The organism is Pseudomonas sp. MOIL14HWK12:I1 (assembly GCF_000510705.1).
In the GTDB taxonomy this organism is placed as follows: Bacteria; Pseudomonadota; Gammaproteobacteria; order Pseudomonadales; family Pseudomonadaceae; genus Chryseomonas; species Chryseomonas oryzihabitans.
In genome coordinates this window covers 323,765-337,992 of record NZ_KI783307.1, presented here as the reverse complement: position 1 = coordinate 337,992, position 14,228 = coordinate 323,765, and the positions used below count along the sequence as shown (strand labels likewise).

Sequence of the window (14,228 nt, the reverse complement as noted above, 5' to 3'; positions counted from 1 at the left end):
ACAGCCGAGACCCCTCCATGGCACTGCTCAAACGGGTGGCCGAACGCGACCGCCCGACCCTGGCCTTCACCCTCGACGGCCAGCCGGCCGAGGGCCTGCAGGGCGATACCCTGCTCACCGCCATCCTGACCCAGAGCGATCACCTGCGCGGCAGCGACTTCGGCGGCGAACCCCGCGCCGGTTTCTGCCTGATGGGTGCCTGCCAGGACTGCTGGGTACGCCTGGCCGACGGCCGTCGGGTGCGCGCCTGCGCCACCTTTCTCGAAGCGGGCCAGCAGGTCAGCCGCGATCCGGGGCGGCCGCTGTGAGCGCCGTGGTGGTAGTGGGCGCCGGACCGGCGGGCATTCGCGCGGCCCAGACCCTGGTCGCCCATGGCCTCGAGCCGGTGCTGCTCGACGAAAGCGCCCGCGGCGGCGGCCAGATCTATCGCCAGCAACCGGGCAATTTCCGGCGGCCGAGCAAGGCGCTGTACGGCTTCGAAGCCGGCAAGGCCCAAGCGCTGCACGGCGCGCTGGAAGCCGTGCAGGCAAGGCTGGACTATCGACCCGACACCCTGGTGTGGAATGCCGAGGCGCGCGCCCTGGATACCCTGAGCCAGGGCCGCTATGTCGATCGCCTGGCCTTCGACCAGGTGATCGTCGCCACCGGCGCCACCGACCGCATCCTGCCGGTGCCGGGCTGGACGCTGCCCGGGGTCTACAGCCTGGGCGCGGCCCAGGTGGCGCTCAAGTTCCAGGGTTGCGCCATCGGCAGCCGCCCGGTGCTGGCTGGTACCGGCCCGCTGCTCTATCTGGTCGCCTATCAATACGCCAAGGCTGGAGCCACGCCGCTGGCGGTGCTGGACAGCGCGCCCTTCCGTGACCAGGCCGCCGCTACCCCCGCCCTGCTCGGCCAACCGGCCACCTTCGCCAAGGGCCTCTACTACCGCAGCTGGCTGGCGCTGCACGGCGTACCCGTGCACCAGGGCGCCGAGCTCCTGGCGGTCGAAGGCGAACGCCGGGTGGCTGCCGTGCGCTGGCGCGCCGCCGATGGCGAAGCGCACCGACTGGAGTGCGACGCCCTGGGCTTTGGCCAGACGCTGCGCAGCGAGACTCAGCTGGCCGACCTGCTGGGCTGCGACTTCGCCTGGAACGCCCTCAATCGCGCCTGGTTGCCGGTACGGGATCCGGGCGGGCGCAGTAGTCAGACCGGGGTCTATCTGGCCGGTGACGGCGCTGGTATCCAGGGCGCCGATGCCGCCGAACTGGCGGGCGAATTGGCGGCCCTGAGTCTGCTGGACGATCGCGGCGTAGCGGTGGACAGGACGCGCATCCAGGTCCTGCAGGCACGCCTGGCGCGCTTCGAGGTCTTTCGTCAGGGCCTGGAGCGGGCCTTTCCCTTCCCCGCGGACTGGGCGGCCAAGGCGCCGGACGCACTCATGGTCTGTCGCTGCGAACAGGTCAGCGCCGGCGAGATCCGCGCCGCCGTGGCCCAGGGCCATTGGGAGATCAACAGAGTCAAGGCCACCTGCCGGGTCGGCATGGGCCGCTGCCAGGGACGCATCTGCGGCGCGGCGGCGGCCGAATTGATCGCCTGCGCCAGTGGTCGCCCGCTGGATCAGATCGGCCGGTTGCGCGCCCAGGCGCCGATCAAGCCGCTGCCCTTTGGCGTGGAGCTGGCGCCATGAACCGGCTGGACGTGGATGTCCTGATCATCGGCGGTGGCATCGTCGGCAGCAGCGCGGCGCTGTTTTTGGCCCAGGGCGGCCAGCGCGTCGCCCTGCTGGAACGCAACTTCTGCGGCGCCCAGGCCAGTGGCGTCAACTACGGCGGGGTACGCCGCCAGGGCCGCCCGCTGGTGCAATTGCCGCTGTCCAGCCGTGCCCATCAGATTTGGGGCGGTCTGCAGGACCTGCTGGGTACCGATGGCGAATACCTCAGATCCGGTCACCTCAAGCTGGCCCGTAGCGACACCGACTTCGCCTCCCTGCAGACCTATGCCCAGGCCAGCCAGGGCTTCGACCTCGATCTGCAACTGCTCGACCGGGGCGAGCTGCGCCGGCGCTTTCCCTGGGTCGGCGACATCGCCGTGGGCGCCTCCTTCTGCCCGGAAGACGGCCACGCCAATCCGCGTCTGGTCTCCCCGGCCTTCGCCCAGGCGGCTGCCCGCGCCGGCGCCCGAATCCTCGAACTGACCGCCGTGACGGCGGTCGAGCACGACGGCCAGCGCTTCCAGCTCCGCACCGACAGCGGCCTGACCCTGAGCGCGCCCTGGCTGCTCAATTGCGCGGGTGCCTGGGCGGCGGAGCTGGCCGCCCGCTTCGGCGAGCCGGTGCCCCTCACCGCGGCCCATCCGGCCATGCTGGTGACCGAACCGCTGCCTCTCTTCATGACCGCCAGCACCGGCGTGGAAGGCGGCGGCATCTATGCCCGCCAGGTGGCGCGGGGCAATTGCGTGCTGGGCGGCGGGCGCGGTTTCGCCCTCGACGCCGATCGCGCCCGCCCCGGCCAGCTGGCCATCCTCGACATCCTCAGAAACGCCGCCGAACTCTATCCGGCCCTCGGCGGTGCCCAGGCCATCCGCACCTGGAGCGGCGTCGAGGGCTATCTGCCGGATCACCAGCCGGTGCTCGGCCCCAGTCTCACCACCCCCGGCCTGCTGCACGGCTTCGGCTTTGCCGGCGCGGGCTTCCAGATCGGGCCGGCGGCTGGCGAAGCCCTGGCCGAGTGCATCCTGCAGGGCGCCCCCCGGCACAGCCTGCAGGCCTTTTCCATCGTCCGTTTCCCATCCCAGCCCAGGAGTTCCCAAACATGCGCCTGACCCCTGCCCTGCTCGTGGCCCTCGCCGGCCTGCCCCTGGCCGCCGTGGCCGAACCGACGCTCTACCTCGGCATGAATGGCGGCACCATGGAGCGCCTCTATGCAGACAGCGTGCTGCCCGCCTTCGAGAAGGCGCACAACGTCAAGGTGGTGATCGTGCCCGGCACCTCGGCGGACATCCTCGCCAAGGTCCAGGCCAGTCCGCAGAAGCCGCCGATCCACGTGATGTTTCTCGACGACGGCATCATGTACCGCGCCATCGGCATGAATCTGTGCAGCCCGCTCAAGCCCAGCGCGGCCCTGGCGCAGATCCCCGACAAGGCCAAGATCAAGGATCAGGCAGCCGCCGTCAGCCTGGGCGTGACCGGTCTCGCCTACAACAGCCGGCTGTTCAAGGACAAGGGCTGGGCGGCGCCGACTTCCTGGGCGGACCTCGCCGATCCCAAGTACAAGGGCAAGGTGGTGTTCCAGTCGCTGTCCTCGTCCACCTTCGGGCTGCATGGTTTCCTGATGTTCAACCGGCTCAAGGGCGGCACCGAGCAGGACGTCGATCCGGGCTTCAAGGCCTGGTCCACCACCGTCGGCCCCAATGTGCTGGAGTACATCCCCAGCTCGGCCAAGCTCTCGGAAATGGTGCAGACCGACGAGGCGGCGCTGTTCCCGCTCACGCCCACCCAGGTCACCGCGCTCAAGCTCAAGGGCATCCCGGTGGAATACGCCCCGCCCAAGGAAGGCGCCGTGGTGCTCAACGTCGCCGAGTGCGTGACCGCCAACAACGACCAGCCCGAGCTGGCCCAGCAACTGGCGGAATACCTGCTGACCCCAGAAGCCCAGGCCCCGGCGCTGGAACTGGGCGACCAGATCCCGTCCAACCCCAACACCCCCACCACCGACAAGACCCGCGGCCAGGTGGAAGCCATGCAGAACTACCTGAAGACCGCCGTGACCATCGACTGGGACGAAGTGAACAAGGTGCGGCCGCAGTGGAACGCCCGCTGGAATCGGCAGGTGGAGCGCTAGCCGCTCGGACAGCGCAAACGCACCGGTGGGTGTCGACCCTGGACAACCCAGCTTCGGGGCGACCCTTCACCCTTGGCGGCTTCCATCATTAGGAGAGCCGCCATGGCCAACCCGCCCATCACCGTTCTGCGCGACACCCAACCCCTGCCCGTGGTCGATGCCTGCAAATGGGAGCGCATCGAGGGCGAGCCCCATACCGTCAACCTCAATGCCTACACCTCCGATGACGGCAGCAAGATCATGGGCACTTGGATCTGCACCCCCGGCAAGTGGCGCGTCGACTACGTGAAGTGGGAGTACTGCCACTTCCAGGAGGGCTACTGCATCATCACCCCCGATGGCCAGGAGCCCATCCACCTGAAAGCCGGCGACATCTTCGTCGTCGAACCCGGCATGAAGGGCACCTGGGAAGTGGTCGAGACGGTGCGCAAGTATTTCGTGTTTGCCTGATCAGGTGAGCCCCCGGCACTGGCGTCGGGGGCCGGCTGTCATCGACCGTCGAAACCGCGGAAGAAGCGCTCGGCGTTGTCGCTCAGGGTTTCCAGGTCGTATCCCCCTTCCTGCACGATCACCGTGGGCAGCCCCAGAGCCTTGATCCTTTCGCCCAGCAGACCGAACCCCGCCTGACTCACCGCCACCTTGGACTGCGGATCGTTTTCGTAGATGTCGAAGCCGAGGGACAGCACCAGCACGTCCGGCGCCCATTCACGCAGTGCCGTCTCGGCCTCATCCAGCCGGGCGAAGAAGTCCGCCTCGGAGGCGCCGTGGGGCATTGGCAGATTGAGGTTGCAGCCCTCGCCCCGCCCGCTGCCGCGTTCATCGGCGAAACCGGCCACCACCGGATAGAAGTTGGTCGGATCGCCATGGATCGACAGGTAGCAGACGTCATCCCGGTCGTAGAAGATTTCCTGGATGCCCTGGCCGTGGTGCATGTCGGTATCGAGGATGGCGACCCGGGCGAAGCGCGCGCGCAACTCCTGGGCCGCGATGGCGGCGCCATTCAGGTAGCAGAAGCCACCGGCCGCCTCGGCACGGGCATGGTGCCCCGGTGGACGACAGAGGGCATAGGCGGCTGGCGCGCCATCTCGTACGCAGCGCGCCGCGGCGACCGCGCTCTGGGCGGAGCCATAGACGGCGGCCCAGGTCTGGGCGCCGATCGGACAACTGCCGTCTGCCAGGTAGCGGGCGGTCTGGCCGAGGATGCCACGCAGCGGGTTGTTCTCGCGGATATAGATGTTCGACATCACCTCGTCACCCCAGTCCTCGGGTACCAGGTGCCAGTCGCGATAGGCATTCTCCAGATAGGTCACATAGGCCTCGCCGTGCACGGCATGCAGCGGCGCGCGACCGTGATCCGCCGGCTGTTCGAGGGGATAGCCCAACCGCTCCACCGCGGCCAGCAAGGCGTCGAGGCGGGCCGGCACCTCCTGGGGGGTGCGCATCTGGCCACGGGACAGGTAGCTGCGCGGATGGTGCAGGCGCTGATCGGGATGGAAAAAGGTCTTCATGTCATCTCTCCTGATGGCCCGCGCGGGCCAGCACGGCATTGAACAGGACGTCGGCGCCGCGACGGACGTCATCGAAGCTGGCCGACTCGGCCTCGTTGTGGCTCAGGCCGCCGGCACAGGGGATGAAGATCATCGCCGTGGGGCAGTGCTTGGCCAGGTGGATGGCGTCGTGACCGGCGCCGCTGATGATGTCGCGGTGGGGATAGCCCAGCGCCTGGACCGCATCGCGCACGGCGGCGACGCAGTCGGCGGCGAAGGGGGTAGCAGGACTCAGCCAGTGCCGCCGGACGTCCAGCGACAAGCCGCGCTTGGCGGCCACGGCGGCCAGGCATTCCCGCGCGGCGGCTTCCAGCGCCGCCAGGGTCTGGTCCTGGGGATGACGGAGGTCTAGGGTGAAGTGCACCTCGCCGGCGATGGTGTTGCGCGAGGAGCGCGCCACGTCCAGTTGACCCACGGTGACCAGTCCATCGCCGAAGCGAGTTGCGAGATCCTCCAGCGCGGCCAGCATCCGGCCGACGCCGAACAGGGCATCCCGGCGCCGGGCCATGGGGGTGGTCCCGGCGTGGGCCGCGGTGCCCCGGACGCACACGTCGAGCCAGCAGATCGCCTGGCCCCCGGTCACCACGCCCACGGCCAGGCCCTCGTCTTCGAGGACCGGACCCTGTTCGATATGAGCCTCGAAATAGGCATCGAAGGTCCGCCCCAGCGGCTGGTCGCCGGCATAGCCGGTGCGCTCCAGGCTAGTGGCCACGGAGATGCCATCCCGGTCGCAGGTCGCCAGGGCCTCGGCCAGCGGCAGTTGCCCGGTGAAAACCGCGGAGCCCAGCATGGCCGGGGTGAAGCGGGCGCCCTCCTCGTTGGTCCAGACGGCGACTTCCACGGGGCGGTCGGTCTGGATGTCCGCATTGTTCAGACTGCGCATCACTTCGAGACCGGCCAGCACGCCATAGACGCCGTCGAAGCGCCCACCCTTGGGTTGGGTGTCCAGATGACTGCCCATGACCACCGGCGCGGCCTGGTCATCACGGCCCGGACGACGGGCGAACAGGTTACCGATGCGGTCCACCGTCAGACTGAGACCGGCGGCCGCGCACCACTGGCTGAACAGTGCCCGTCCCTGGCGATCCTCTTCGCTCAGGGCCAGCCGGCTGCTGCCGCCGGCTTCGCCAGGGCCAATCTCGGCCATGGCGGCCAGGCTCTGCCAGAGACGCTCGCCATCGATTCGATACATGGTGGATTCCTTGTGTTCAGGCGGGAGAGACATGGGCGGTCGCTTCCCGACGGCGCGCCAGAGCGGCCACGCACAGCAGCGACAGACCGGCCAGCAGGGAGTAGAAGACCGCCAGTGGCCACCACTCGCCGGTGAAGCGGTGAGCCAGCAAGGTGCCGATCATGGGTGTGAGGCCACCGGCGATGGCGCCACAGATCTGGTAGGCCATGGAAATGGCGGTGTAGCGCACCCGGGTAGCGAAGACGCCACTGACGAAGCCGGCGATCACCGCATAGAAGGACGCCATGCAGGCCGCCGCCAGGGCGATTCCCAGCACGACCAGCGGCGCCGAGCCGGTCTTGACCAGCACGAACATTGGATAGGGCGAGGCCATGGCAAGGGCCGCGATCAACAGCAGGAAACGGGCGCTGCCCAGGCGCTCGGCGAACAGTGCGGCCAGCGGCTGGACCAGAAACTGGATGAGGGCGACGAACAGCAGGCAATCGAGGATCAGCGAGCGCGACAACTCCAGCACCTGGGTGGTGTAGCTGAGCATGAAGGTGTTGGTGAAATAGACGCCGGCGATGCCCAGGGTATTGGCACCGATGCACAGCAGCAACGGACGCCAGGCGCTGCGCAGCACCTCGGCCGCCGGCGCCTTGACCGTTTCCTGGCGCTCCTTCATCTCGGCGAATTCGGGGGATTCATCCACGCCCAGGCGGATGGCCAGCCCGACCACCAGCAGCAGCGCGCTGGCCAGAAACGGCAGGCGCCAGCCCCAGCTGAGCAGGTCCTCTTCCGGCAGGCTGGTGACGCTACGAAAGGCAATGATCGACAGGATCAGGCCGGCCGGGCTCCCCCACTGGGCGAAGGAAGCGAAAAAGGTACGACGGCCCGCAGGTGCATGCTCGCCGGCCATCAGCACGGCGCCGCCCCATTCACCCCCCACGGCAATGCCCTGCACCACCCGCAACAGGATCAGCAGGATCGGCGCCCAGACGCCAGCCTGGCTATAGGTGGGCAGAATGCCGATGAGCACGGTGACCACGCCCATCATCAGCAAGGTGACGATCAGAGATTTCTTGCGGCCGATGCGGTCGCCGATATGGCCGAAGACCAGGCCACCCAGAGGTCGGGCGAAGAAGCCTACGGCGAAGGTCCCGAAGGCAGCCAGGGTGCTCAGCAAGCGGTCTTCGGAAGGAAAGAACAACTGGCCGAAGACCAGCGCGGCGGCCGTGGCGAAGATGTAGTAGTCGTACCACTCGATGGTGGTGCCCACGAAGGCAGCGGCGGCGGCGCGTCTGGGTTGGCGACGAGGAGAGGTGGACGGCATGCAGGGTGCTCCTATCGACTGCCGGAAAGAGAGGCGGCGCGGCGGATTGGAAGGCCGGACGCACGGAGAGCGATGGGCAGGGGAGATCAGGGCGACATGGACGCAGCACTCCTGGGGGTATCGTTCTTGTTGGGCAGGAGAGGAAGAAGGATCGAGGACGCTCTAGGGCGCCTTGACGTCGTTATCCCTTGGCGGACTAAGATTAGTCAATTTTCTAATTCTTATACTTATCTATAAACATGGCTAATAATCAGGATGAACCGCTCTCCCCCGTGCCCTTGCCCGAGGGCCGGCGTTTTCTCAACGATCGGCTGGACTGGAATCTCCTGCGTACCTATCTGGTGATTGTCCAGGAAGGCAGCGTGAGCCGTGCGGCCGCACGGCTGCACCTGACTCAGCCAGCCGTGAGCCAGGCCCTCAAGCGGCTGGAGGAACAACTCGATCGCGCGCTGATCATTCGCCGTGGGCCGCGCTTCGCCCTCACCGAGGCCGGCGAAGAGGTAGCCCGGATCGCCAGCGACCTCTATGGCAACGTCTCCCGCCTTGGCGCTGCCTTGGAGCGCTCGACGGAAACCGTGGTGGGCAAGGTGCGGATGCTCACCATCAGCCGCATCCAGTCGCGCTGCTACGACGACTTCCTCGCCGACTTCCACCGTCGCTTTCCACGGGTGGAACTGGAGATCGACGTGATGCGCAGCTCGGACATCATCAGCTCCCTGCTGCAGAAGACCGCGACCCTGGGCCTCGCCCTCTGCCGTATTCCTCAGCCCAAGCTGGAGCAGCGCGTGCTGTTGCAGCAGCGCTACGCCTTCTTCTGCGGACGCCGCCACCCCTTGTTCGGGCGCAGTGGCCTGTCGCTGGCCGATCTGCAGGGCGAAAACTTCGTCAGCTTCACCAGCGACCAGATTGGCGGCAGCCTCTCGCCGCTCACCATCTTTCGCGATCAGCAGGGCTTCACCGGACGTATCGTGGCCTCCTCGCCCAGCCTCGAAGAAATCCGCCGCCTGGTCGGCGCCGGTTACGGCATCGGCTGTCTGCCCCAGCATGTGGTGGCCGACGAGGTGGCCGCCGGCGAACTCTGGCGCCTGCCGCCCAGCGAGGGCGTGGCCGATGTCGACGTGCACCTGCTCTGGCACCGCGAACAGCGCATGACCCAGGCGGAAACCGCACTGCTGGAAGGCTTCCAGCATCTGCTGGCGACCACCGAGGTCGCCGCGCGGCTCTAGGCCTCAGGGCGTGGCATCGCTCGCATAGCAGGCCCAGGCCGGGCGGGTGGCCAGGCGTTCGAGATAGGCTTCGATGGCCGGCGCGGCGATGCGCTCCATCGGGGTGCTGCGCCAGCGGTGCAGCGACAGGCCCAGGGCGATGTCGGCCAGGCTGAAGGACTCGCCGGCCACATAGGGACCGTGCTGCGCCAGGTGCGCCTCCAGAATGGCGATGCGCTCGTTCCAGGCGGCGATGCCTTGCGCCAGACGCTGTGGATCGGGCGCAGGTGGCTGCTGCTTCACCAGCGCCAGATAGGCATAGCTCCAGGCCGGATTGAGTTCGCAGGCCTGCCAGTCGAGCCACTGATCGACCCGCGCCCGGGCGCGCGGTGTGGTGGGATACAGCGCCTCGCCGCCATGGGCGTTGGCCAGGTAGCGCAGGATGCTGTTGGACTCCCAGAGCACGAAGTCGCCGTCCAGCAGGACCGGGATCTGGCCATTGGGATTCCACTGCAAATACTCGGCGGATTGCGCCGAGCGAAAGCCGGCGCCCCAGTCCTCGCGCTCATAGCCCAGGCCCAGTTCATCGAGGCACCAGAGCGCCTTGCGTACGTTGATCGAAGAGACGCGACCAAGAATCTTCAGCATGCCGAGGCGATCTCCCGGGATGGATGGCTGAGATAGGGCTCGATATTGCCGAGCGCGCGCTGCACATAGTCCTCCTTCTCGCCCACCGGTGCCACGTAATGCAGCACCTCGGCCGCCGCGTCGCGGCCCAGCAGCCTCGCGATGGCCCAGGCCGCCAGGTAGCTGGAAGCCAGGCAGCCGCCAGCGGTGGCCAGGTTGCCGCGGGCGAAGAAGGGCTGATTCAGCACCTCGATGCCGGCTTCCTGCACCCAGGGCTTGGTGGTGAGATCGGTGCAGCCGGGTACGCCGTCGAGCAGGCCGAGGCGCGCCAGCAGCAGCGTCCCGGAGCACTGGGCACCGATCAGCTGGCGCCCGGGATCGAGCACCGCCAGCTGTTCCAGCAGCGCGGCGTCTCGCGCCAGTTCCCGGGTACGGCTGCCACTGCCCACCAGCACGGCGGTGCAGTCCGTCAGTTCGTCGAAGCCGGCCTGACGTTCCAGGCGAACACCGTTCATGGAGGTCACGAAAGGCGTGGGCGCCATCAGCGAGACCCGCCAGTCCGGTCGCTTGATGCGATTGAGCAGGCCCAGGGCGATGAGGGAGTCCAGTTCGTTGAAGCCTTCGAAGGTGAGGATGGCGAGGTGCATGGGAGCTACCAAGGGCTTGCTGTCGATCCAAGGATTCTTGGCCGCGACCCTGCCGTTCGACCAGATACAGTGCCGCACCGGGCTGGCCATACAGTCATGCCAATCATCGGCAAACCGCTCTAAGCCGGGCAACGACGACGCTGGAGCACTGGAAGACATGGCACTTAGCCATTACAGTGACACACCCTGGCCGAGCCACCGGCCGATTTGTCATCGCCCATCGGCCTTACCCCCTTTCGAGATGTCGATGGACAACGAGATTCGTTATGAACAGCACGTCCGGCGGGTGCTGCGCACGCCCCTGCTGGTGCTGCAGCCGCTGATGCTGGCGATGTGGCCGCTGACCCTGTGGTGCAATCCGCTGATCGGCAGTCCTTATAAGGGACGCTATTTCGCGCTGATGCTGCTGTTGCTGGCGATCAGCGCCCTGCTCAGCGTGGCGCGCAGCGCACGCATGATGAGTCTGACCTTTACCGGCAACATCTGGGCATTCGCCCTCGCCTTCCGCATCCAGATCCAGGATGGCGGCGCCGTGGGTCACTACTGGAACCTGCCCGTCGCCCTCATCATCATCCTGGGCACCTGCGGCCTGACCTACCGCCTCTCCCACTACCTCATCACCCTGGCCGGCGCCGGCTTCATCCTCTTCATCGGTCAGGACCGGTTGATACCCAGCGCGATGCCGGAGCAGTTGGTCGGGCTGCTGGTCAGTGTCGCCCTGGCCATCGGCATCGCCTACAACCACGCCAACAGCCAGTGGATGCGACGGACCTTCAGGCTCAAGGAGCGCTATCGGATTCTCGCGGAAACCGATGAACTCACCCGGATCGCCAACCGCCGCAAGCTCCTGCAACAGCTGGACGCGGCGCGGGGCGAGAGCGGACGGGAAGCCAGGCATTTCGTCATGCTCGACATCGACAACTTCAAGGAGATCAACGACCGGCACGGCCATCAGGTGGGCGATGAGGTGCTGGTCGCCACGGCGCGGGAACTCGATCGACTAGATCCGCGACTGGAGGGCGGCCGCCTGGGCGGCGAGGAATTCGGCCTGCTGATCCGCGGCCTCGATGAGGCAAGGATCAGCCACCTGCTGGAAACCCTGCGCGAGCGCCTGGCCGAGGCCGCCCCCCTGGGCATCCGCTTCAGCGCCGGAGCGCTGCGCCTCGCGCCGGAGCTGTCGCTCAACGAGCTGCTGCGCCAGGCGGACGAAGGTCTCTACCAGGCCAAGCGCCAGGGCAAGGACCAGGTGGTCTGGATCCGCTGAGGACCGCTACTCCAGCTTTTCCACCTTTACCGCGGTGGTGCCTTCGTCGACCATGTCCACCCGCCGGGCAGCGGCGCGGGAAAGATCGATGATGCGGCCGCGGATATAGGGCCCGCGGTCGTTGATCCGCACCACCACGGCGCGATCGTTTTCCAGGTTGGTCACCTTGACCCGGGTGCCGAGCGGCAGGGTCTTGTGGGCGGCGACCAGTTCGTTGTTGTTGAAGGTCTCGCCACTGGCGGTTTCCTTGCCGTGGAACTTGCGCGAGTAGAAGGAGGCCTTGCCGCGCTGTTCGAAGCCGGCTTCCTTCTTGACCGGTGCCGCGACGGTCTTGGCGTCCTTTTCCTGGCAGGCGGTGCAGGCAAGTATCAGAAGCAACAAGAGGGATCTGGGACGGATGAACACGTTTCACCTTCCTCTTTTTCTTGGTTTTCGGGAAAGCAACGCTCGGGGAGTGGATTCAGCTAGCTCTGAACCCGGGCGCCCCCGGGAGGTTCGCCAGGGATGGCCAGCGGCCATCCCATCTGTGACGAGCCCCTCAAGACCGCCCTAGGGCGCCGGCAGCACGTACCTGAGGATGGCCACGAAATGCAGGGCGCTGCCGGCCATGACGAAGCCGTGCCAGATGCCATGCCAGTGGCGAAAGCGATCGTCGAAGACGAAGAAGAGGATGCCGACGGTATAGAGCACCCCGCCGGCCGCCAGCCAGGCGAAGCCCTCGCCGCCCAGGCGATCCAGCAGTGGTCCCACCGCCACCAGCACGATCCAGCCCATGGTGGCGTAGATCACCAGCGACAGGATGCGCGCCTCCGAACGCGGCTTGAGCTCCTGCGCCATGCCGATCAGCGCCAGGCCCCAGACGATGCCGAACAGCGTCCAGCCCCAGGGACCGCGCAGGGTCACCAGGCAGAACGGCGTGTAGCTGCCGGCGATGAGCAGATAGATCGACAGGTGATCGAGCTTTTGCAGCAGGCGTTTCGCCCGCCCCTTCACGCTGTGGTAGAGGGTCGAGACACTGTAGAGGATTACCAGCGCGACCCCATAGATGGCCACGCTGACGATGCGCCAGGGATCGCCCTGCAGGCTGGCCAGTACTACCAGGGCAATGGCGCCGGCCAGGGCCAGCAGGGCACCGACCAGATGGGTCCAGGCATTGAGACGTTCGCCGTAGTACATGCGTCCTCCGGTGTAGGTCGCAAACGGGCTCAGGGTCTCGCTGAGCCCTCGCGACGGGCAGTGAGACGCTCGTAGCGGTCGAGCAGCGGCTGGATGGAAATCCCGTGGACCGCGATGCTCAAGGCCACCACCGACAGGGTCAGGTCGACGATGGTCCCGGCCCAGTCGGCCGTGACCTGATGAGTGAGCGCGTAGCACAGATAATACAGGCTACCGATGCCACGGATGCCGAACCAGCCGATCAGCGCACCCTGGTGGCGATCGATGCGGGTGAAGGGCAGCATGCTGGCCACGCCCAGCGGGCGGATCACCACGAACAGCAAGGCGCCCAGCAGCAGCGCGCGGCTGTCCCAGTGGGTGATCAGCACCACCCCGAGCAGGGTCACCAGCAGCACCTCGAAGGAGCGCTCCACCAGGCTGCCGAAGGCGAGCATGTCGCCCATCATCACCCCGGCGGCCATGCGCGGCTCCTCGATGTCCTCGGCGTTGGCCACCGTGGCACGCTCCGGCGCTCCGGTGAGATGCCCGATCACCGGTTGCGCCAGTTGCTCGGAAGGCGTTTCCGCATTACCGGAGGTCTGTACCTCGGCCTGGCGCAGGCCCAGGCCGGCGGCGAACACCGCGAGAAAGCCGAAGGCGCCGATCTCGTCGGCCAGCACATAGGACAGAGCGATCAGCGCCAGGGCGAGGAAATCGTTGGGCGAGATGGTGCTGTCGCCATGCCGCGTGCGCAGGAAGATCATCAGCCGCCCGACCCCCTTGCCCATGACATAGCCCAGCAGCAGGCCCGCCGGTACGCCCCAGACCACATTCTTGAAAAACCACTCCAGGGTCCAGCCCCACTGGAGTTCGCCATGCTGCAGGAGCAGCAGACCGAGCAGCACGAAGGGAAAGGCGGTGCCGTCGTTGAGGCCCGCCTCGCCGGAGAGACCGAAGCGCACCCGGTCGAAATCCTGAGCGTGGTTGACCTGCACCAGCCCGGCCAGCACCGGGTCGGTGGGCGCGAGGATGGCGCCGATCAGCAGGGCCACGCCCCAGGGCAGACCGAGCAGGTAGTGGGCGACCAGGCAGACCCCGGCGATGCTGAGGATCATCACCGGCCCGGCCAGCAGATAGGCGCCGTGCCAGGAAGAGCGATGAAAGGACAGGCGCAGCTTGAGGCCACTGACAAACAGCGAAAAGAGCACCGCCACCTCGGTGAGGTGGCCGATCCAGGTCGCCGATTGCTGGAAGTCGACCTCGGCCAGGCTCAGGCCGATGGGGCTGATGAGCATGCCGAAGGCCAGGCAGACCACCGAGGTGGTGACCGGTAGCCAGCGCAGATAGGCGGAGGTCAGGGCGAGGATCATCAACAGCGATCCCAATACCCCGACCCAGACGAGAAAAGTCATGTGGGTAGCGTGATCCAGAACAGAGAAGGAAGAGCGGGTAGCAGACGTC

15 protein-coding genes are annotated in these 14,228 nt (G+C 67.1%); 7 read left to right on the top strand and 8 right to left on the bottom strand.

The window, feature by feature from the left end:
* The first annotated feature begins 17 nt into the window (after positions 1 to 17).
* The 5 genes from PSEK12I1_RS0111520 (at position 18) to PSEK12I1_RS0111500 (ending at position 4,268) form a co-directional block, all read left to right on the top strand.
* A complete protein-coding gene (locus tag PSEK12I1_RS0111520) occupies positions 18 to 308 on the top strand; it encodes a (2Fe-2S)-binding protein (RefSeq protein WP_007160508.1) in 291 nt (96 codons plus the stop codon).
* Positions 305 to 1,666 carry an NAD(P)/FAD-dependent oxidoreductase gene (locus tag PSEK12I1_RS0111515; protein ID WP_027601611.1) on the top strand — a complete coding sequence of 454 codons (1,362 nt, stop codon included), beginning with the start codon at positions 305 to 307 and terminating at the stop codon, positions 1,664 to 1,666. Before PSEK12I1_RS0111520 ends, PSEK12I1_RS0111515 begins: the two co-directional genes overlap by 4 nt.
* Positions 1,663 to 2,799: an FAD-binding oxidoreductase gene (locus tag PSEK12I1_RS0111510; protein WP_027601610.1), complete on the top strand. Its 1,137-nt coding sequence runs from the start codon at positions 1,663 to 1,665 to the stop codon at positions 2,797 to 2,799. Before PSEK12I1_RS0111515 ends, PSEK12I1_RS0111510 begins: the two co-directional genes overlap by 4 nt.
* Positions 2,790 to 3,818, top strand: coding sequence for an ABC transporter substrate-binding protein (locus PSEK12I1_RS0111505; RefSeq protein ID WP_027598979.1), 1,029 nt, complete (start codon positions 2,790 to 2,792; stop codon positions 3,816 to 3,818). Before PSEK12I1_RS0111510 ends, PSEK12I1_RS0111505 begins: the two co-directional genes overlap by 10 nt.
* Positions 3,819 to 3,920: 102 nt before the next feature.
* Positions 3,921 to 4,268 (top strand): cupin domain-containing protein, encoded by a 348-nt coding sequence (locus PSEK12I1_RS0111500; RefSeq protein WP_007160512.1) that lies wholly within the window; start codon positions 3,921 to 3,923, stop codon positions 4,266 to 4,268.
* Positions 4,269 to 4,306: 38 nt separating this feature from the next.
* On the opposite strand, the gene PSEK12I1_RS0111495 is transcribed toward PSEK12I1_RS0111500, so the two are convergent.
* Genes PSEK12I1_RS0111495 through PSEK12I1_RS0111485 form a run of 3 tightly spaced genes read right to left on the bottom strand, consistent with a single transcriptional unit; the run spans position 4,307 to position 7,869 of the window.
* Positions 4,307 to 5,326, bottom strand: a complete 1,020-nt coding sequence (locus tag PSEK12I1_RS0111495) for a histone deacetylase family protein (RefSeq protein WP_027601609.1) — start codon at positions 5,324 to 5,326, stop codon at positions 4,307 to 4,309.
* Position 5,327: 1 nt separating this feature from the next.
* A complete protein-coding gene (locus PSEK12I1_RS0111490; RefSeq protein WP_027601608.1) occupies positions 5,328 to 6,557 on the bottom strand; it encodes a Zn-dependent hydrolase in 1,230 nt (409 codons plus the stop codon).
* 16 nt (positions 6,558 to 6,573) lie between these two features.
* Positions 6,574 to 7,869, bottom strand: coding sequence for an MFS transporter (locus PSEK12I1_RS0111485; RefSeq protein ID WP_027601607.1), 1,296 nt, complete (start codon positions 7,867 to 7,869; stop codon positions 6,574 to 6,576).
* 239 nt (positions 7,870 to 8,108) lie between these two features.
* Here PSEK12I1_RS0111485 and PSEK12I1_RS0111480 point away from each other — a divergent pair, with 239 nt between their 5' ends.
* Positions 8,109 to 9,095, top strand: coding sequence for a LysR family transcriptional regulator (locus PSEK12I1_RS0111480; protein WP_051399096.1), 987 nt, complete (start codon positions 8,109 to 8,111; stop codon positions 9,093 to 9,095).
* A gap of 3 nt (positions 9,096 to 9,098) precedes the next feature.
* Here PSEK12I1_RS0111480 and PSEK12I1_RS0111475 read toward each other — a convergent pair whose 3' ends face one another.
* Positions 9,099 to 9,722, bottom strand: coding sequence for a glutathione S-transferase family protein (locus PSEK12I1_RS0111475; RefSeq protein ID WP_027601605.1), 624 nt, complete (start codon positions 9,720 to 9,722; stop codon positions 9,099 to 9,101).
* Complete coding sequence (locus PSEK12I1_RS0111470; protein WP_027601604.1) at positions 9,716 to 10,348, bottom strand: DJ-1/PfpI family protein; 633 nt, start codon at positions 10,346 to 10,348, stop codon at positions 9,716 to 9,718. The genes PSEK12I1_RS0111475 and PSEK12I1_RS0111470 overlap by 7 nt, the downstream gene beginning before the upstream one ends.
* Before the next feature lie 247 nt (positions 10,349 to 10,595).
* On the opposite strand from PSEK12I1_RS0111470, the gene PSEK12I1_RS23690 reads away from it, so the two are divergent.
* Positions 10,596 to 11,612 carry a GGDEF domain-containing protein gene (locus PSEK12I1_RS23690; protein WP_223855456.1) on the top strand — a complete coding sequence of 339 codons (1,017 nt, stop codon included), beginning with the start codon at positions 10,596 to 10,598 and terminating at the stop codon, positions 11,610 to 11,612.
* Between the two features lie 6 nt (positions 11,613 to 11,618).
* On the opposite strand, the gene PSEK12I1_RS0111460 is transcribed toward PSEK12I1_RS23690, so the two are convergent.
* The 3 genes from PSEK12I1_RS0111460 to PSEK12I1_RS0111450 all read right to left on the bottom strand — a co-directional run bounded on the left by PSEK12I1_RS0111460 (position 11,619) and on the right by PSEK12I1_RS0111450 (position 14,179).
* Positions 11,619 to 12,017, bottom strand: coding sequence for a septal ring lytic transglycosylase RlpA family protein (locus tag PSEK12I1_RS0111460; protein WP_027601602.1), 399 nt, complete (start codon positions 12,015 to 12,017; stop codon positions 11,619 to 11,621).
* Positions 12,018 to 12,161: 144 nt separating this feature from the next.
* Positions 12,162 to 12,788 (bottom strand): hemolysin III family protein, encoded by a 627-nt coding sequence (locus tag PSEK12I1_RS0111455; RefSeq protein ID WP_007160523.1) that lies wholly within the window; start codon positions 12,786 to 12,788, stop codon positions 12,162 to 12,164.
* Positions 12,789 to 12,817: 29 nt separating this feature from the next.
* Positions 12,818 to 14,179 carry a sodium:proton antiporter gene (locus PSEK12I1_RS0111450; RefSeq protein ID WP_027601601.1) on the bottom strand — a complete coding sequence of 454 codons (1,362 nt, stop codon included), beginning with the start codon at positions 14,177 to 14,179 and terminating at the stop codon, positions 12,818 to 12,820.
* Between the last annotated feature and the right edge of the window lie 49 nt (positions 14,180 to 14,228).